The 18,607-nt window shown below is 70.0% G+C and carries 14 protein-coding genes; 8 read left to right on the forward strand and 6 right to left on the reverse strand.

All coding sequences use genetic code 11. The features are described 5' to 3' along the window. Window positions 1-10: 10 nt before the first annotated feature. On the forward strand, window positions 11-958 hold the full coding sequence (locus L942_RS31120; protein ID WP_037367279.1) for a GlxA family transcriptional regulator: 948 nt from the start codon (window positions 11-13) through the stop codon (window positions 956-958). Here L942_RS31120 and L942_RS31125 read toward each other — a convergent pair. Further along, window positions 955-1,989 (reverse strand): Lrp/AsnC family transcriptional regulator, encoded by a 1,035-nt coding sequence (locus L942_RS31125; protein ID WP_037367280.1) that lies wholly within the window; start codon window positions 1,987-1,989, stop codon window positions 955-957. The two genes, L942_RS31120 and L942_RS31125, sit on opposite strands and share 4 nt — an antisense overlap. A gap of 120 nt (window positions 1,990-2,109) precedes the next feature. Here L942_RS31125 and L942_RS31130 point away from each other — a divergent pair, with 120 nt between their 5' ends. After that, entirely contained in the window at window positions 2,110-3,336 is a 1,227-nt protein-coding gene (locus L942_RS31130; RefSeq protein ID WP_037367282.1) for a M20 metallopeptidase family protein, read from the forward strand. Then, window positions 3,333-4,643, forward strand: a complete 1,311-nt coding sequence (locus L942_RS31135; protein ID WP_037367284.1) for an MFS transporter — start codon at window positions 3,333-3,335, stop codon at window positions 4,641-4,643. Before L942_RS31130 ends, L942_RS31135 begins: the two co-directional genes overlap by 4 nt. 36 nt (window positions 4,644-4,679) lie before the next feature. Here L942_RS31135 and L942_RS31140 read toward each other — a convergent pair whose 3' ends face one another. Next, complete coding sequence (locus tag L942_RS31140; RefSeq protein WP_037367286.1) at window positions 4,680-4,988, reverse strand: hypothetical protein; 309 nt, start codon at window positions 4,986-4,988, stop codon at window positions 4,680-4,682. Between the two features lie 162 nt (window positions 4,989-5,150). Here L942_RS31140 and L942_RS31145 point away from each other — a divergent pair, with 162 nt between their 5' ends. After that, complete coding sequence (locus L942_RS31145; protein ID WP_037367287.1) at window positions 5,151-5,771, forward strand: TetR/AcrR family transcriptional regulator; 621 nt, start codon at window positions 5,151-5,153, stop codon at window positions 5,769-5,771. A gap of 36 nt (window positions 5,772-5,807) precedes the next feature. Here the strand turns inward: L942_RS31145 and L942_RS31150 are convergent, their stop codons facing one another. Beyond that, window positions 5,808-6,824 (reverse strand): AraC family transcriptional regulator, encoded by a 1,017-nt coding sequence (locus tag L942_RS31150; protein ID WP_037367288.1) that lies wholly within the window; start codon window positions 6,822-6,824, stop codon window positions 5,808-5,810. A gap of 80 nt (window positions 6,825-6,904) precedes the next feature. On the opposite strand from L942_RS31150, the gene L942_RS31155 reads away from it, so the two are divergent. Continuing rightward, complete coding sequence (locus L942_RS31155; RefSeq protein ID WP_037367289.1) at window positions 6,905-7,996, forward strand: winged helix DNA-binding domain-containing protein; 1,092 nt, start codon at window positions 6,905-6,907, stop codon at window positions 7,994-7,996. 81 nt (window positions 7,997-8,077) lie between these two features. Next, window positions 8,078-9,553: a flavin-containing monooxygenase gene (locus L942_RS31160; protein WP_037367290.1), complete on the forward strand. Its 1,476-nt coding sequence runs from the start codon at window positions 8,078-8,080 to the stop codon at window positions 9,551-9,553. Here the strand turns inward: L942_RS31160 and L942_RS31165 are convergent. After that, complete coding sequence (locus L942_RS31165) at window positions 9,525-11,024, reverse strand: chitinase (RefSeq protein ID WP_037367291.1); 1,500 nt, start codon at window positions 11,022-11,024, stop codon at window positions 9,525-9,527. The genes L942_RS31160 and L942_RS31165 overlap by 29 nt on opposite strands. A 125-nt stretch (window positions 11,025-11,149) precedes the next feature. Between L942_RS31165 and L942_RS31170 the strand changes: the two genes are divergently transcribed. Next, a complete protein-coding gene (locus L942_RS31170) occupies window positions 11,150-13,546 on the forward strand; it encodes a Tex family protein (protein WP_200862980.1) in 2,397 nt (798 codons plus the stop codon). Between the two features lie 112 nt (window positions 13,547-13,658). Here the strand turns inward: L942_RS31170 and L942_RS31175 are convergent, their stop codons facing one another. Together L942_RS31175 and L942_RS31180 are read right to left on the reverse strand one after the other, a co-directional pair. Continuing rightward, window positions 13,659-15,386 (reverse strand): acyl-CoA dehydrogenase, encoded by a 1,728-nt coding sequence (locus tag L942_RS31175; RefSeq protein ID WP_037367293.1) that lies wholly within the window; start codon window positions 15,384-15,386, stop codon window positions 13,659-13,661. Window positions 15,387-15,398: 12 nt separating this feature from the next. Then, the gene (locus L942_RS31180) at window positions 15,399-16,727 is read right to left on the reverse strand and encodes a serine hydrolase domain-containing protein (protein WP_037367294.1); all 1,329 of its coding nucleotides are present in this window, start codon (window positions 16,725-16,727) and stop codon (window positions 15,399-15,401) included. Window positions 16,728-17,004: 277 nt separating this feature from the next. Between L942_RS31180 and L942_RS31185 the strand changes: the two genes are divergently transcribed. Further along, the gene (locus L942_RS31185) at window positions 17,005-18,555 is read left to right on the forward strand and encodes a DEAD/DEAH box helicase (RefSeq protein WP_037367295.1); all 1,551 of its coding nucleotides are present in this window, start codon (window positions 17,005-17,007) and stop codon (window positions 18,553-18,555) included. Window positions 18,556-18,607: the final 52 nt, after the last annotated feature.

Consider the following 18,607-nt stretch of genomic DNA (forward strand, 5'->3'; position numbering starts at 1 on the left):
AGTATCGGACATGCCCCGGCTCGTACTCGTCCTGCATGAGCACGCGATGCTGTACGAGGTCGCGATCGCCGCGGAAGTCTTCGGCGTGGATCGTTCGGATCTTTCCCCCACCGGCGCCTGGTACGACGTCGTCGTGGCCTGCTCGGAACGGTCGCCGCGGCACTGGCTGCCGCACCTGCCCGCGATCGACGTCTCGGACCTCGGCCAGGCCGCCGCCGACCTGATCGTGGTCCCCTCCACGGATTCCCCCGGCGAGGACATCGATCCGGCGCTGTCGGCCGCTCTCCGGGAGGCGCACCTGAGCGGGGTCCGGATCGCGGCCTTGTGCACCGGCTCGTTCGTCCTGGCCGCGGCGGGACTGCTGGACGACCGGATCGCGACCACCCACTGGATGCACGCCGACGACCTGGCCCGCCGCTACCCGCGAGTGCAGGTGCGCGCCGACGTGCTCTACGTCGACGAGGGCGACATCCTCACCTCCGCGGGCAAAACGGCCGCTCTCGACCTGTGCCTGCACCTGGTGCGCCGGGACCTGGGCGCGGCGGTCGCCAACGACCTCGGACGCCGGCTGGTCGTTCCGCCGCACCGGCACGGCGGACAGGCGCAATTCGTGTCCCCGCCGCCTTCCCCCGACGGATCCGGCCTGGCGCGCACCGCGGAGTGGGCCCGGGCGCGGCTGGACCGACCGCTCACGGTCGTCGACCTCGCGCGCCACGCTGGTCTCAGCTCCCGGCAACTCGCTCGCCGGATGCACGCCGAGTTCGGCGCCGCGCCGTTGACCTGGCTGCACCAGCAGCGGCTCGCCCGGGCGCAGGAACTGCTCGAGCGCACCGATTCCTCGGTCGACCAGATCGCCGCGAGCTGCGGAATGGGCAGCGCGGCCACCTTGCGCCGCCGCTTCCGCGACGCGCTCGGCGTCTCGCCGTCTGAATATCGCACGACGTTCCGCCTGACCTAGGACGTTTCCCGCGAAGAAGGAGCGGGCATGGTCACCACAAACCCCTTGCTCCGCCCCACGTCGTCCAGCAACCAGCCCATCCGCTTGACCGTGCGCAGGATCAGCGCCGAATCCACCACCGACAGCGGGGCGAGATCCTGCTCCAGATGTTCCTGCATCCGCATGGATTCCTCGATCGACCGCATCCACGTCGTCACCAGCAGGTTCGCCGGCCCGGGCAGGCTCGCCATCTGCCGCACGGTCGGGTTGGCGCGCAGCCGGTCCACGCACGTCGACACGTGCGCCACCGGCACCTGGCACCACCAGTTGACCACGATCGGCGACGGCGTCAGGCCCTGTGCGATCTCGCAGCGGAACGTCAGAGCATCGGCGTTCAGCAGGTGTCCGAGCTGGCGGCGCACGGTCGACACCGGACGCCCGGTGATCCGCGCCAGGTCCGCGGCGCTGCGTCGGCCGTCCTCGCCCAGAGCAACGGTCAGCGGGGCGTACGGCTCTTCCCACGGCTGCAGTTTGGCCATTCTCCCGCCACCGATGGACGGCAGTTGCGACAGCGCCTGCACGCGTCGTCGGTCGAGCGCGCCCACTCGCCATGAGCTGCCCTCGACGTGCAGTCGCGACGCCAGGTGCGAGCGCGTGTTGAGCACTCCGGGCAGACTGGGGATCGCGTCCAGCAGCAGGGCGGACAGGTCGCGCAGGCCGAGCCCGAAAACGGTCAGCACCAGGCTGTATTCACGCGAGGCCTCTTCGATGCTGGCCACCGAAGGCCACGTCGACAACTCCCGGATCAGCTCGCGCACCTGGCCGCTGGCGCAGCGGATTTCCACGTACGCGGCCTGCACCTGATACAGCCCGGGCACGTGCGGATACGCCGTCACCCACGCCGCTCCCCCGTCGCGCAGCCGTTCCCAGCGCCGGGCCAGCGTCACCGGGGAGGAGTCGAGCGCCGCGGCGAGCTGCGTCCACGTGGCACGGGGGCGCACTTGCAGTGCGTGGATGAGCGAAAAGTCTTCCTCCTCCAGCGAGTCGATCACCTTTTGTTCCTCACATGGCCGATTGGCGAGCGATTCCGACAACTCTACCTCGATATCGGACGGGAGTTCGCACACTCGACCACCAAAGACGCCGTTCCCCGACGAAGAGGAGCCGAGCCGGTGGACCTCCACGAAGACGCCCGCAGCCAGCAGGACGACCTGGCACAGCTGCGCCAGGAACTGCACCGCGAGCCTGAGATCGGCCTCGACCTGCCGCGCACGCAGGAGCGGGTGCTGCGCGAACTCGACGGGCTCGGACTGGAGATCTCCACCGGAACCGACACGACGTCGGTGACCGCGGTGCTGCGGGGCGAAGGGCCGGCGCGCGATTCCGCTGAGCCGCGCACGGTTCTGCTGCGGGCGGACATGGACGCGCTCCCGGTCCAGGAGGCGACCGGGCTCGATTTCGCCGCTACCAACGGCGCGATGCACGCGTGCGGCCACGATTTGCACACCACTTCGCTGGTCGGCGCGGCCCGGCTGCTCCACACGCACCGCGACCGGCTCAACGGCGACGTCGTCCTGATGTTCCAGCCCGGCGAAGAAGGCTGGGACGGCGCGGGCGTGATGCTGCGGGAAGGCGTGCTCGACGCCGCCGGCCGACGCGTTGACGCCGCGTACGGGCTCCACGTCTTCTCGTCGATGCTGCCCAGCGGCCAGTTCGCGAGCCGTCCGGGGACGCTGATGTCCGCGTCGCACAAGCTGCTGGTAACCGTGCACGGCGAAGGCGGCCACGGGTCGATGCCGCACCGCGCCAAGGACCCGATCTCCGCTGCCGCGGCGATGATCACCGCGCTGCAGACAATGATCACGCGTCGCCTGGACATCTTCGACCCGGCCGTGCTCACCGTCGGCGTCATCCGCGGCGGAACGAAGCGCAACGTCATCCCGGCGACCGCCGAGTTCGAAGCCACTGTCCGCTGCTTCTCCGACGACACCGCTGCCCTGCTGGACACCACGATCCGCGAGACGATCGACGGCGTCGCCCGTGCGCACGGCGTCACCGCGGACGTCGTGTTCGAGAACGAATATCCAGTGACCGTAACGGATGTCGACGAGACGGCGTTCGGCGCGGAAGTCGTCCGGGAGACGATCGGCGAGCAGTACTACACCGAGCTGCCCAATCCGGTCGCCGGTTCCGAGGACTTCTCCCGCGTGCTCGCCGCGGTGCCGGGCACCTTCCTCGGCCTCGGTGCGCTGATGCCGGGCCTCGAACCGCACACCGCGCCCAACAACCACAGTCCGTACGCCGATTTCGACCCGTCCGTGCTGTCCCGCGCGGCCACCGTTTACGCCGAACTCGCCGTCCGCCGTCTCGACCGTTTCGCCGAAGGAGCACTGCGATGACAACTGTGGTCCCAGACCGGCGCCGCACCCTGTTCGGGCTCGGTGCCGGCAACGCGATGGAATGGTTCGACTGGAACGTCTACGCCACGTTCGCGTCGTTCTTCGCCGCGCAGTTCTTCAACGCCCACAGCGCGGTTTCGGCGCTGCTGAGCACTCTGGCGGTGTTCGCGGTCGGTTTCGCCGCCCGTCCGGTCGGCGGATGGGTGTTCGGCTGGATCGCGGACCGCAAGGGCCGTCAGCTCGCGATGGCACTGACCGTCGCGATCGCCGCCGCGGGCAGCCTGGTCATCGGCCTTTCCCCGACATACGGCCAAATCGGCGTGGGGGCGTCGGTGATCCTCGTGGTCGCGCGGCTGGCCCAAGGCCTCGCGCACGGCGGGGAGCTGCCGTCCGCGCAGACCTACATCGCCGAGGTCGCCCCGCCGGCCCGCCGCGGGCTGTGGTCGAGCCTGATCTACTTCTCCGGCACCTGCGGCGTGCTCGTCGGCACCCTGCTCGGCGCGGTCCTCTCCGGAGTGCTCACCCACGAGCAGATGCTGTCCTTCGGCTGGCGGATCCCGTTCATTCTCGGCGGTGTCTTCGGGATTTACTCGCTTTACGTCCGGCTGCGCATGCGCGAGACCGAGGTGTTCCAGGCTTCGAAGAAGGGCGGGGCCAAGGAGAAGGGCCAGATCTGGCAGACGATCAAGCAGCACCCGAAGCTGCTCGCGCAGGTCGTCGGGCTCACCGTCGGCGCGACAGTCATCTACTACATGTGGGCCGTCGCCGCACCGTCGTACGCGATCACCGTGCGCGGCGTCCCGCCGACCGGTGCGCTGTGGGCGGGCGTGTTCGCGAACGTGGTGTTCCTGATCGCGCTGCCGTTGTGGGGCATGCTGTCCGACCGCATCGGCCGCAAGCCGGTGCTTTTCATCGCGATCGCGGGCCTGCTCCTGCTGAGCTTCCCGCTGAACGCGATGGTCGGGCACCAGGCCTGGCAGCTGTTCGTGGCGATGTCGATCGCGCTGATCTTCATGGCCGGGTTCTCCTCGATCGGACCGGCGATCTACGCGGAAATCTTCCCGACCCGCATCCGGGCGGTCGGCGTCGGCGTGCCGTACTCGATCGCGGTCGCGGCATTCGGCGGAACGGCACCGTACTTGCAGACCCTGTTCGCCGGTAACGGGCATCCGTCGCTGTTCATCATTTACGGGATCGTGCTGATGGTGATCAGCGCGCTGGTCACGTTCACGCTGCCGGAGACCCGGGGCGTGGACCTGCGGGAGAAGACGGAGACGGCCGGTCGGGCGGTCACGAATATTCCATAGTGGACCGAAGGTCCGTGCGGGGACGCTGGATTCCCCTCACGGACCGTTCGGGTCTCCGCTGTCCGGCCGTGCCTCGCCGAGCTGCCACCACAGCGCGGCGCGCAGTTGTTCGATCAGCGTTTCGTCGTCTTCCTCGCTCGGCTCCGTGCCCAGCGGGACCCAGCGCTCCTCCACGAGTTCGCCGTCGTCGTAGCTGCTGATCAGTATCCCGGGGTACGAAACCGTCAGCTCGTCCTCCGGGCAGCCGGTCGCGCACGGCCGGTCGTCCATCCGGACGTGCCGGTACTGCAACCGCACCCCGACCCACCGGCCGGACGGCCGAGGCTGCTGGTCCGTGCCGTTCATCGCCCGCTCCCGCCGCCCCAGGTCCCCCGGCAGAAGGTCGCGGCCGGGGCGGCCGGAGTTACCGGCCGGTTGTTCCGGTTGGGTAACGGCATCCGGTGACAACGCCGGCGCGCGCTTGGCAACGTGTTGACAACGACCTCGCCCGGCGGCGAGGCTGGCCCGGTGAGCAGCGGACCCCGGCGGCGGCTGGACCCCGCCGAGCGCCGGGCCGAGATCCTCGCCGCGGCCCGGCGGTGCTTCGGCGCGGGCAGCTATTCCTCGGTGTCCACTTCGGACATCGCGGCGGCGGCCGGGGTCGCCAGGCCGCTGATCAACCACTATTTCGGCGGCAAACGCGAGCTGTATCTCGAAGTGGTGCGGCAGATGACGATCGTGCCCGCCCCGGTCGTCGACGCGCTGCCGGACGGCCCGCCCCGGCTGCGGCTGGAAATCGGCATCGACCGGTGGATCGACGTCGTGGAACGCAACCGCGACGCCTGGCTCACGGTGATCGACGCGGCGCACGACCCGGAGGTCGAGCGGATCATGCGGGAGGCGGACGAGATCGCCGCCGACCGCGTGCTCGCCGCGGCCCAGCTGCCCGAGAACGGACATCCGCAGCTGCGCGCGATGATCCGCGCGTACGGCGGGATGTTGCGCGCCGCGTCCCGCGAATGGCTGGTCCGCGGCACGCTGGACCGGGCCGAACTGCGCGCGTTCCTGGTGGAATCGCTCGTGCAGCTGCTGGAAACCACCTATCCGGCGGTGCTGGCGCAGCAGACCTCCGGAGCGGGCAATACCTGAGCCTCCCGTTGGCGGAAAGCGCGCGTCGGGCAACAGCTAACGGTTCCGGCGGGCGTACGCGGCGGGTGTCGTGCCGGTCCAGCGCTTGAAGGCGTAGATGAAGCTCGACGCTTCGGCGTAGCCCAGGCGCAGGGCGACGTCGTCGACAGACAGCACGCCGGTGTCGAGCATTTCTTCGGCGAGCGTCTGGCGGACTTCGTCGAGCAACTGGCGGTAGCCGGTGCCCGCCTCGGTCAGGCGCCGGCGCAGGGTTCGCGTGCTGAGGGTGAGCTGGCGGGCGATCTCGTCCATTCCGGCATCCGCGCCGCCGAGCCGAACCAGCCGTTCCCGCACCAGCTGCGGGATGCCGGAACGCGTGCGGCGGCGGGCGACGAGAGCGTCGCATTGCGCGGCGCACAGCGCGACGGTCTGTTCGTTGGCCTGCGGCAGCGGACGGTTCAGCAGTTCCGGGTCGAGGATCGCTTGGTGTTCGGCCGCGCCGAACACGGGGGCAATGCCGAAAGCGGTTCGATACGCGTCCACAAAGGACGAGGACGGGAAGCGGAATTCCAACCCGGCCAAGGAGATTTCCGGGAGGAGGTCCCGCATGACAGTGCAGATCGCGGACAGGTCGCGCAGCGCGAGGAACCGGGCGACGTCGGCGGGCACTCGCGAATCGTCCAGCACCAGACGGAGTCCGCCGGCGTCCAGTTCTACGTGCGGAATGCAGAAGGTGAACGACAAATCCAGGTAGCGCAACGCGAACACCATCGCGTCGCGCATGGTCGGGCTGCTGATGCAGGCGAAGCCGAAGATGCCGAACGTCGTCACGCGGTACCGGCAGCCGAGGCGGAGCGCGACGTCGTCGCCGGAGCCGACGGTCGAGAGCAGCGCGCGCACGACAGCCAGCTCCTGCCGCGCGTCGAGCTGCCGGTCCGGCGCGCGCAGTTCCTCGGCTGGCAGGCCGGGCAGCGAGACGCCGTGTACCTCGGCGAACCGGTGCATGAGCAGCACGCTCGCCGTGCCGCGCGGGAAGTCCCAGTCGCGGATGGCGGGGGCGGCTAGCTCGGCCATGGCCGGAATTATGGATCAACCGGCCGGCTGGTCGCCGTTCGAGGGCCGAAACTGTCCGGGTTGCTCGTTAAGCTCCCGCCGTGCACCTTTCCCACCGCGTCCTCAACCGCGCGACCCTCGACCGGCAACTGCTCCTCAAGCCCGCCCCGATGCCGGTCCTCGACGCCGTCGCCCACCTCGCCGGGCTGCAAGCGCAGGCGCCGTCCCCTCCCTATTACGCGCTGTGGTGCCGGTTGCCGGGATTCCAGCCGGACGATCTCGCGAGCCTGCTGCTCGACCGCAGCGTGGTGCGGATGGTGCTGATGCGCGGCACCGTGCACCTCGTCCCCGCCGCGGACGCGCTCGCGTGGCGGCCGCTGGTGCAAAGCGTCATGGACCGGGCTCTGACGGCGGCCAACCAGCACCGGGAACCGCTGGCCAAACTCGACCACGACGCGGTGGCGAAGACGACCAGCGAACTGCTGCGCGAACGGCCGTATTCCAGCGATCAGCTCGGCAAAGCACTGGCCGAGCACTATCCGGACACGCCGGCCGCGTCGCTGATGTTCCTGGTGCGCGCCATCCTGCCGCTGGTGCAGATCCCGCCGCGCGGGGTGTGGGGCAAGGCCGGGCAGCCGACCTACCAGATCGCGCACGACTGGCTCGAAGGCGTCGCCGCGCCCGAACCGTCCGCCGCCGAGCTGATCCGCCGCTACCTCGCCGCGTTCGGCCCGGCCACGGTGGCGGACATGCAGACCTGGGCTGGCGTCACGAAGCTCGGCGAGGTGGTCGAGGAGATGGACCTGCGCACCTACCTCGACCCCGACGGTCGAACGCTCTACGACCTGCCGGACGCCACGCTGCCCGACGAGGACACGCCCGCGCCGCCGAGGCTGCTCGGGCCGTTCGACCAGACGCTGCTGTCCTACGCCGACCGCACCCGGATGATCAGCGACGAGCACCGAAAACGCGTGATCACCGTCAACGGCCTGGTCAAAGGCACCCTGCTGGTGGACGGCCGGGTCCGCGGAAGCTGGGAAACCACGACCACCCGAGGGTCGGCGACGCTGGTCCTCACGCCGTTCGAGCGGATCGCGAAGCGCGACACCGCCGCGCTGGAGAGGGCCGGACGGAAGCTGCTCGCCTGGGCCGAGCCCGGCAAGACGCACGAGGTCCAGGTCGTGCCCGGGTAACGGCGTCCGCTGGCCGGAATTCTCGATCGAGTGGCCGTTCGTGCCCTTCCGCGCCGGCCGCCGCGTGCGTAGCTTCGGCCTATGGACGACACCCCGTCAGTGCTGATCGTGGGTACCGGATTCGGCGGAATCGGGGCCGCGATCGAGCTGAAGCGCGCCGGTTTCCGGAACGTCACGATCCTGGAGCGGGCGACCGAGCCGGGCGGCGTGTGGCGCGAGAACACCTACCCTGGCGCGGCCTGCGACATCCCGTCGCCGCTGTACTCGTTTTCCTACGAGCCCAATCCGGACTGGCCGAAGCGGTACGCGATGCAGCCGGACATCCACGCCTACCTCAAGCGCGTGATCGCGAAGTACGGCATCGAACCGCACATCCGCTACGGCCGCGAGGTCACGGCCGCGACCTACGACGACGGCCGCTGGCGGATCGAGACCGCGCAGGGCGAAACCTTCGAGGCAGCCGTCTTCGTGCCCGCCGTCGGGCAGCTTTCCCGGCCGGCCTGGCCGTCGATTCCCGGCCGGGAGACCTTCGCCGGTCCGGCCTTTCACTCCGCGGAGTGGAACCACGAAATCCCGTTGGCGGGCAAGCGGATCGCGGTGATCGGCACCGGCGCGAGCGCGATCCAGTTCGTGCCGGAGATCCGCGAGGAAGCCGCACACGTCACCGTCTTCCAGCGCACTCCGCCCTACATCCTGGCCAAGAACGACGGCCGCTACGCAGATTGGCAGAAGCGGCTTTTCCGCCGCGTCCCGAAGACCCAGCTGTTCGGCCGCGCGCGGATCTTCCTGCTCGCCGAGTACGCGACCTACGGCATGACGAAACACCCGCTGCTGACCAAGATGTTCGAACTGCGCGCCGCTCAACTGCGCCGCCGGCATCTCCCGGACCGCACGCTGCGCCGCAAGGTCACGCCGGACTATCCGTTGGGCTGCAAACGGATTCTGTTCACCAACGACTACCTGCCCGCGCTCGCCCAGCCGAACGTCTCGGTCGAAACCTCCTCGATCACGGAGATCACCCCGCGCGGCGTGCGCACCGCGGACGGCGCGGAGCACGAGGCGGACGTGCTGATCTACGGCACCGGGTTCAAGGCGACGGAATTCCTCGGTCCGATGAAGGTGCTCGGCCGTGACGGCCGGTCGCTGGCCGAAGCGTGGAGCGGCGGAGCGCGGGCGTACCTCGGCATGACGGTGCCGGGATTCCCGAACCTGTTCTGCGTCTACGGTCCCAACACCAACCTCGGCGCCGGCTCGATCATCTACATGATCGAGCGGCAAGCCCGCTACCTCCGCCAGGCCGTCGAGCACCTCGCCCGGCCGGACGTGGCGTCGCTGGAGGTGCGGGCCGAGGTCGAGGAACGCTACGACCGCGAGGTGCAAGCGCGGCTTTCGCACAGCGTCTGGAGCGGGTGCAGCAGCTGGTACCGCCAGGAAAACGGCCGGGTGAGCACCAACTGGCCCGGGCTGGTCACCGAATACGACCGCCGGACCAGGGCACTCGACCCGGCCGACTACCTGGTGCGTTCGCTCAGGGCAGGTTCTTCAGCCCCGCGCTGACGGTGTTGGCGAAGGAGTAGCCGTTCGCCGCGTCCCAGTTGATGGACCAGGTCATCGCGCCGCGGAACTCCGGATACGTGGCCGACGGCTTGAACGACCCGCAGCCGGTGCCGGTGGCCATGCAGTTCATCGCCGACACGACGTTCGCCGGCGACTGGTACCCGCCGCCCGCCGCCGAGCCCGAGGCGGGCAGCCCGAACGCCACCTGGTCGGCTCGCAGCCCGCCCTGGAGCTGGATGCACGAGAGCGCGGTGAGGAAGTCGACGGTGCCCTGGGAGTAGACGTTCCCGTTGCAGCCGTTCATCGCGCCCGAGTTGTAGTACTGCATGTTGACGACGGTGAGGATGTCCTTGACGTTCAGCGCCAGCTGGAAGTAGCCGCCCTGGGTGGACTGCATGTCGATGGTTTGCGGGGCCATGGTGAGCACCGAGCCGCCGCCGTCGTGGATGCTGCGCAGCGCCTGGCCCATGTAGGTGGCGTTGATGCCGTTCTCCAGGTCGATGTCGACGCCGTCGAAGCCGTAGGCGGAGATCAGCTGCTTCACCGAGCTGGCGAAGTTGCTCGCCGACTGGCTGTCGCCGACGCTGATCGTGCCCTTCTCGCCGCCGACCGAGATGATCACCTTCTGGCCGCGCGCCTGCACGGTCTTGATGTCCGCGCGGAACTGCGCATCGGTGTAGCCGCCGAGCTTCGCCGACAGGTCCGGGTCGAGCGTGAAGCTCACCGCGCCAGGCGTGCTGGTCGCGTCGGCGAAGGCGACCGCGATGACGTTGTAGGTCGTGGGCACGTCGGCGAGTTTCAGCGTCTTCGCGCCGTTGTCGAAGTTCTGCCAGTAGCCGGTGAGGATGTGCTTCGGCAGGTCGCCGTTGTGCGGCGGCGTGCTGGTCGTGGTCGTCGTCGGCGGGGTGGTCGGAGTCGTCGGCGTGGTCGGGCTGGTCGGGTTCGTGGCCGTCGTGGGCGGGGCGCCCGGGCCGTCGAGGTTCACGTCGTCGGCGAGGTAGGCGGGCTGGCCGTACCAGCCGTGCAGGTACACCGTGAGGCTGGTGGACGAGCCGGTGGTGAAGCTCAGGCTGAGCTGCTGCCAGCCGGTCGCGCTGGGCGTCCAGGTGTTCTGCGTGGCGGAGCCGGAAACGCCGAGGTAGACGTAGCTGCCCTGGACCCACGCGGACAGCTTGTACGCGGTGTTGGGCGCCACCGTGACCTGCTGGGAGCACTGCCCGGTGTCGGAACTCGAGGGCGCCGCGCTCAGCGAGTGGCTGCCGTCGTGCGCCTGGGTCGTGACGACCGACGCGGTGCCGGTGCAGGTCCAGCCGGAGAGCGAGCCGCTTTCGAAGCCGGCGTTGGCGAGGATGTTCGCGGCCGACGCGCTGCCGGTGCCGAGGGCCAGCGTGACACCGAGCGCGAGCGCGACCGAGGCCAGCAGGGACACCAGGGCAGGCAGCCGCCGCCGGGGGGACGGGTGTGGGGACACGGGCAGACCTCCGCACGACAGTGAGCCAGGTCACCTCAAAATGGACTAGACCAATACGGATGTCAAGGAACTTCCGGAGGGGCTTCGGCGGGCCATGCGCGGCGGGCCGGGCGGGCAGCGGCACAATGCAGGCTCGGAGCAACCCGAGACGGAGCAGGAGCCTGGTTTTGAGCGTGCAGTCGGTCGAGCAGCGGATCGCCGAAGAGCTGGGGGTGCGCGAGGGGCAGGTCAAGGCCGCCGTGACCCTCCTCGACGAGGGGTCCACGGTGCCGTTCATCGCCCGGTACCGCAAGGAAGTCACCGGAGAGCTGGACGACGCCCAGCTGCGCACGCTCGAAGAGCGGCTGCGCTACCTCCGCGAACTGGACGAGCGCCGCGCCGCGGTCCTGGAGTCCATCCGGAGCCAGGGCAAGCTGGACGAGGCGCTCGAGGCGCAGATCCTCGCCGCGGACACCAAGTCGCGGCTGGAGGACATCTACCTGCCCTACAAGCCCAAGCGGCGGACCAAGGCGCAGATCGCCCGCGAGGCGGGTCTGGAGCCGCTGGCCGACGGCCTGCTGAACGACCCGTCGACCGACCCGCAGGCGGCCGCCGCGGTGTTCGTCGACGCGGACAAGGGCGTCGCCGACGCGCAGGCCGCCCTCGACGGCGCGCGCGCCATCCTGGTCGAGCGCTTCGCCGAGGACGCCGACCTGATCGGCGAACTGCGCGAGAAGATGTGGGCCGAGGGCCACCTGTCCTCGAAGGTCCGCCCGGGCAAGGAGGCCGACGGGGCCAAGTTCTCCGACTACTTCGACTTCTCCGAGCCCTACACCAAGCTTCCCTCGCACCGGATCCTCGCGATGCTGCGCGGCGAGAAGGAAGAGATCCTCGACCTCACGATGGAGCCGTCCGAGCCGGTCGCCGAGGACGCCCCGCCGCGCGTCGGGCCGACCGAGTACGAGCAGCGCATCGCCGCCCGGTTCGGGATCAGCCAGCAGGACCGCCCGGCCGACAAATGGCTCGGCGACACCGTGCGCTGGGCCTGGCGCACGAAGATCCTCCTGCACCTGGGCATCGACCTGCGGATGCGGCTGCGCCAGTCGGCCGAGGACGACGCGGTGCGGGTGTTCGCGGCCAACCTGCGCGACCTGCTGCTGGCCGCCCCGGCGGGCACCCGCGCGACGATGGGCCTCGACCCGGGCTTCCGCACCGGCGTGAAGGTGGCCGTGGTCGACGCGACCGGCAAGGTCGTCGACACCCACGTGATCTACCCGCACCAGCCGGCGAACAAATGGGACCAGTCGATCGCCGAACTGGCGGTGCTGGCGAAGAAGCACAACGTCGACCTGATCTCGATCGGCAACGGCACCGCCTCGCGCGAGACCGACAAGCTGGCGATCGAGCTGATCAAGAAGCACCCGGAGCTGAAGCTCACCAAGGCGGTCGTGTCCGAGGCGGGCGCGTCGGTGTACTCGGCGTCGGCGTTCGCTTCGCAGGAACTGCCGGGCATGGACGTCTCGCTGCGCGGCGCGGTCTCGATCGCGCGGCGGCTGCAGGACCCGCTGGCCGAACTGGTGAAGATCGACCCGAAGTCGATCGGCGTCGGCCAGTACCAGCACGACCTGTCCGAGGTGTCGCTGTCGCGTTCGCTGGACGCGGTGGTCGAGGACTGCGTGAACGCGGTCGGCGTGGACGTGAACACCGCCTCCGCCCCGCTGCTGACGCGGGTTTCGGGCATCACCACGTCGCTCGCGGAGAACATCGTGGCGCACCGCGACTCCCACGGCCCGTTCCGCACCCGCACCGCGCTCAAGGAGGTGCCGCGGCTCGGCCCGAAGGCGTTCGAGCAGTGCGCGGGCTTCCTCCGCATCCCGGACGGCGACGACCCGCTCGACGCGTCCTCGGTGCACCCGGAGGCCTACCCGGTGGTGCGGCGGATCCTCGACCGCACCGGCACCGGCATCCGCGAGCTGATCGGCAACGCCCGGACCCTTCAGTCGCTGAAGCCCGCCGAGTTCGTCGACGACACCTTCGGGCTCCCGACGGTCACCGACATCCTGGCCGAACTCGAGAAACCGGGCCGCGACCCGCGTCCGGCGTTCAAGACCGCGACCTTCGCCGAGGGGGTCGAGAAGATCGCCGACCTCAAGCCGGGCATGCGCCTGGAGGGCGTGGTGACGAACGTGGCCGCGTTCGGCGCGTTCATCGACGTCGGCGTGCACCAGGACGGCCTCGCGCACGTTTCGGCGCTGTCGAAGAACTTCGTGAAGGATCCGCGCGACGTCGTGAAGCCGGGCGACATCGTCAAGGTGAAGGTGCTGGACGTCGACGTGCCGCGCAAGCGGATCTCGCTGACGCTGCGCCTGGACGACGAGCCCGGCGCGGGCGGCAACCGCGGCGGCGGCGGCCGGGACCGCAGCCAGGGCGGCGGCGGGCAGCGCCGGAGCCAGCCGCAGCGCGGTGGCGGCCGCGACCGGCGGGATTCCGGAGGCGGCGGCGCGATGGCGGACGCGCTGCGGCGCGCCGGATTCGGCAAGTAGCCCAGCGAACGTCCGTGAAGGGCTCCTTGCGGGAATCAGATTCCCGCAAGGAGCCCTTCACGGACCGCTGCGAAAGCGGAGGGCCAGAAAGGGCTCTAGCGGGCGGTGCGCATCACTGATTCATCTCGTACGAGCCGGAAAGCCCGCGCACCGTTTCCCACACGCGGCTGAACCGTTCGTGGTCCACGACCGGCTTCCGCAGCCCGGCCAGTGCCAGCTCCTGCTGCTTCTCGGTGGAGCTCGGCTTCCCGTGCAGTTCGACCGCCGCGACGCTGAAGTCCTGCACCAGCACCGCGAACAGCTGGTCCAGCACATCGTCGGACACCCCGGTCAGCTCAGCCTGCTCCAGGATCAGCTGGCCGTACACGACGAGCGTGAACAGTTCGGTCAGCGCGAGCCCGAAGTCCAGGTCCTTCTGCTGCGCCTCGTCCGGCGTCGCCTCGGAAAGCAGGCGCACCAGCACGTCGGCCTGCTCGGTGAACCGGGCGACGTTCGGCAGGTGCTTCGCGTTCTCGTAGGCCGGTTTCCAATCGTGGAACCGGATCTTCGACAGCCCCCGCGCCGGGCCCTGCCGGAACAGGAAGTCGTCGTCGGAGGCGTCGTCGCGGGTCGGCACCGCCGGGTATTCCTGCGGCGCGAACAGGTACGCGGGCATGAACTTCGCGATCAGCGCGAGGTTCACCGCGACCGTGCCCTCCAGCTTGGGCAGGCCGTCGATGTCGTTCTTGGCCATCGCGAGGTAGGTGTCGGCCTCGAACCCCTTGGCCGCCACGACATCCGCGACCAGCCCGATCACCTTCTGCGCCTCGGTCGTCACCTTCATCTTCGTGATCGGGTTGTACAGCAGGTAGCGGCGGTCCTGCTGGTTCGCCGAGCGGAAGTAGTCGATCGCGCGGTCGGAGAACAGCTTCATCCCGGTCAGCCGCGCGTAGGCCTCGACGAATTCGCGGCGCACGTGCGGGAAATCGGTGACCGGGTTGCCGTACAGGATCCGGTTCTGCGCGTGCGTGATCGCCTCGTACAGCGAATGCGTCGCCATCCCGATGCCGCCGAAGCACAGGTTGAACTTGCCGATGTTGACCGTGTTCAGCGCGGCGCTGAAGGCTTCGGCTCCGGTGTGCAGGATGTCCTCGGCACGCACCGGGTAGTCCTCGAGCCGGAATTCCGCGACGTACATCTGCGACGGCACGATGTTCTTCACGACGCGGTAGTTCGGGTGCTCGGAATCGGCGTAGAAGAACACGTACTGCTCGGGTCCTTCGACGCCCTCGATCCGGCCGAACACCGAAACCGTGCGCGCGCAGTTTCCGTTGCCGATGTAGTACTTCGACCCGTTCGCGCGGTAGCCGCCCTCGCCGTTCGGCGTGAGCACGAGGTCGGTCGAGTAAATGTCCGCGCCGTGTTCCTTTTCGGACAGTCCGAACGCGCCCACGCCGCCGTCGGCCAGCGCTTCCGCGGCCCGCTGGCGAGCGGCCGCGTTTCCGCTCTGCCACACCGGTCCGAGGCCGAGAACGGTCACTTGAAATGGGTACCAATAATTGAGCCCGTAGAAGCCGAGGATTTCCGCCAGCGCGGCGATCCGGCTGGTGTCCCAGCGCTTGTCCGGATTCCCGGCGGAATCCGCGGCCGGGGTGAGAAAGGTGGCGAACAGCCCTTCCTTGCCCGCGAACTCCAGGAAGTCGGCGTAGAACTCCCGGTCGTGATACGCCTGTGCGAGACGGCGTTTGCCGCGCGCTTCGAACCAGTCGATCGTCGCCCGCAGCAGCCGCCGGGTCTCCGGGTCGAACTTCCGGGCGTCGTAGTCGCGCGGGTTCAGCAGCGCTGTCGCCGTTTCGCTCATCGCATCTCCAGGTCAGCCGATATTACTGCCCGGTAACTTTAGCGCGGTGCGGCCGCCGAACTCCACCGCGTCCACCCGCCCGCGGCCGTCGCGCCGGAAACGCGCGCTCGGCCTGCGCGTGTCCGCGGCGCGGGCGAGCACGTCCTCGGCCACGAAGACGACCTCGAACGGCGGCGCGGAGAGGATGTCCGGATCGTCGGTGTCGAGGATCATCTGCGCCCAGAGCGAGCCCTCGCGTTCGGCGATGTCGAAGATCAGCGAACCCGTCCGATACCGTCCAGGGCAGTCGCCCGGGTCGATCGCCCGGGCCGGACGACTGCCCGGTTCCGGCAGGCCGGCCACGTTCTCCAGGCACCAGTCGACGACCCGAGGGCCGAGCGCGCCGCCGCCCGCGCTGTTGGTGAGCACGGTGACCGCGAAGTCCTCGCTCGGCGCCATGACGAACTCCGACAGCTGCAGATTGCTCACGTTCCCGCCGTGCCGCACCAGCTGCGCGTCGCCGTGGCGCAGCCGCAGCCAGGACAGCCCGACCTCCTCCATCGGCAGCGCGCCCTTGCGCTGCGCGGCGTGCATCAGCCAGCGCGTCTCGTCGCTGAGCACCTCCGCTCCGTTTAGCTGGAACCGAGCCCACTTCAGCTGGTCCCGGGCAGTCGACCAGAGCCCGCCGGCCGGCGCGTCCGCCCGCGCGAGCCCGATGGTGTGCGCGACCGCCGGACCGTCCTCGCGCAGTGCGTGCCCGACCGCGTGTCGCCGGGTCAGCACCTCCCAGGGCTGGAAGAACGAGTCGGTCATGCCGAGCGGCTCCAGCAACCGGGTGCGGACCAGGTCCTCGTAGGTGCCGCCGGACACCGCCTCGGCGACGCGACCGGCCAGCAGGAATCCGGCGTTGCAGTAGGAGAACACCTCGCCGACCGGGAACACCTGCGGCAGCTCGGCGAACCGCTCCACCGCGCGGTTGAGCGCGTCGTCGCCCCACCCGGTGTCCACCTCGATGTCGCCGAGGAAGCCGGACGAATGCGTGAGGAGATGGCGCAGCGTCACCGTCTTGGTCGCGACCGGGTCGGCGAGCCTCAGCTCCGGGAGGTACTCGGCCACCGGCCGGTCCAGGTCGAGCACGCCGTCCTCCACCAGCACGAGCACCGCGGCGGCGGCGAACGTCTTGCTGGTGGAGCCGATCATGAACAAGGTGCCGTCGTCCACCGGCGTTCCAGTGTCCACCCGGGACACTCCCGCGGTCAGCAGGGTTTCCTTGCCCTCGTGGAAAATCCCGACCGACACGCCGGGCACGTTCGCTTCCCGCGCCCATTCGCCCAGCAGTCCGCGGAGTTCGTCTGCGCTCATGCGGCCAGCCTCGCACCCGCTCGCGCGGCGGCGCTGGTGGAAACGAAGGAACCTCGCGCGTCCGCTTCGTCGGTTCGCGCGTGGCGGCCTGCGGGCGATATCACGTAGCCCGCTGGATCTTGGAACGGTATAGTGGAGCGTGCGGTCCGCTCAGTTCTGCCTCGGACCGCGTTTCACTGTTGTCGACGACCACGCGCCGCAGCCACCCGAGGCCGCGCCGGGCAGGACAACCGCGCTACGTACGGAGATACGGGACGCTTTCGCGTCCGCACCCACCATGACGACTTTCACTGAACTCGGCCTGCCCAAGCCCCTGGTCGACGCACTCGCCGCGCAGGGCGTCACCGAGCCGTTCCCGATCCAGGCCGCCACGCTCCCGCACACGCTCGCCGGCCGCGACGTGCTCGGCCGCGGCCGCACCGGCTCCGGCAAGACCTACGGCTTCGTGCTGCCCGTGCTGGCCCGCCTGGCCGCCGGCCCGACGCGGCGCCGCCCCGGCCGTCCGCGGGCGCTGATCCTCGCCCCGACGCGCGAACTGGCCACCCAGATCGAGGCCGCGATCGTGCCGCTGGCGCGCCCGCTGGGCCTCAAGGCCACCACGATTTTCGGCGGCGTGAGCGCGAACCCGCAGATCACCCGCCTGCGCGACGGCGTCGACATCGTCGTCGCCTGCCCCGGCCGGCTCGCCGACCACATGCGCTCCGGCGAGGCGAAGCTGGACAAGATCGAGATCACCGTGCTCGACGAGGCCGACCACATGGCCGACCTGGGCTTCCTGCCCGAGGTCCGGCGGATCATGGCGGCGACCCCCGAGCGCGGCCAGCGCCTGCTGTTCTCCGCGACGCTCGACGGCGGCATCGACGTGCTCGCCAAGCGCTTCATGAACGATCCGATGCTGCACAGCGTGGACTCGGCGCAGTCCCCCGTGTCCACGATGACGCACCACGTGCTGCACCTCGAAGAAACGCACCGCCTGCCGGTCCTGGTCGACCTGACCGCGGCGTCGGGCCGCACCCTGGTCTTCACCCGCACGAAGCACCGCGCGAAGGCCCTCACCCGCAAGCTCGTCGCGAGCGGCGTCCCGGCGGTCGAACTGCACGGCAACCTCGGCCAGAACGCGCGCACGCGGAACCTGGAAGCGTTCTCGTCGGGCACCGCGAAAACCCTGGTGGCCACGGACATCGCCGCCCGGGGCATCCACGTGGACGACGTCACGCTGGTCATCCACGCCGACCCGCCGGTCGAGCACAAGGCCTACCTGCACCGCTCCGGCCGCACCGCTCGCGCGGGCGCGTCGGGCACCGTGGTGACCCTGATGACCGACGAGCAGGTCTCGGACGTCCGCGCACTGACCCGGAAGGCCGGGATCTCGCCGACCACCACGCGGATCTCCCCGTCGCACCCGCTGCTGGCCGAGCTGGCGCCGGGGGACCGCTCGTTCACCGCTTCGCCGCGGCGTCCGGTGGTGGACAACCGGCCCAAGAAGGTGACGGCTTCCGGCGCCGCACCGGGCACCGGCCGGCGCCGGGGCGCGCCTTCGGAGAACCGCGGCGGGCTCGGGGCCCGGACGGGCTCGCAGTCCCGCCGTTCCGGTGGCCGGGGCGGGCCGCGGCAGGGCACGGAGCCGCGGGCTGCCCGGGCCGGGTCTTCCGCGGGTTCGGAGCGGCAGCCGGGGCAGGCTCGCCGGGAGGACCAGCGCCGCAGCTCCACCACCGGTCGCCGCGGCACGGAGAGCCGTCGTGCCGCTGGTGGCGACCATCGCGCCTCGGGCCAGCCGTCGCGCAACCGCCGCAACGGTTCCGGCGGGCGTCGGCAGCCCAACGCCTGAGCACCTTCGCGGTGAGGGTCGTGAGTGCCGGTTCTCCCCGGAACGGGCGCTC

Source organism: Amycolatopsis orientalis DSM 43388, assembly GCF_000411975.1.
Taxonomy (GTDB): domain Bacteria; phylum Actinomycetota; class Actinomycetes; order Mycobacteriales; family Pseudonocardiaceae; genus Amycolatopsis; species Amycolatopsis orientalis_D.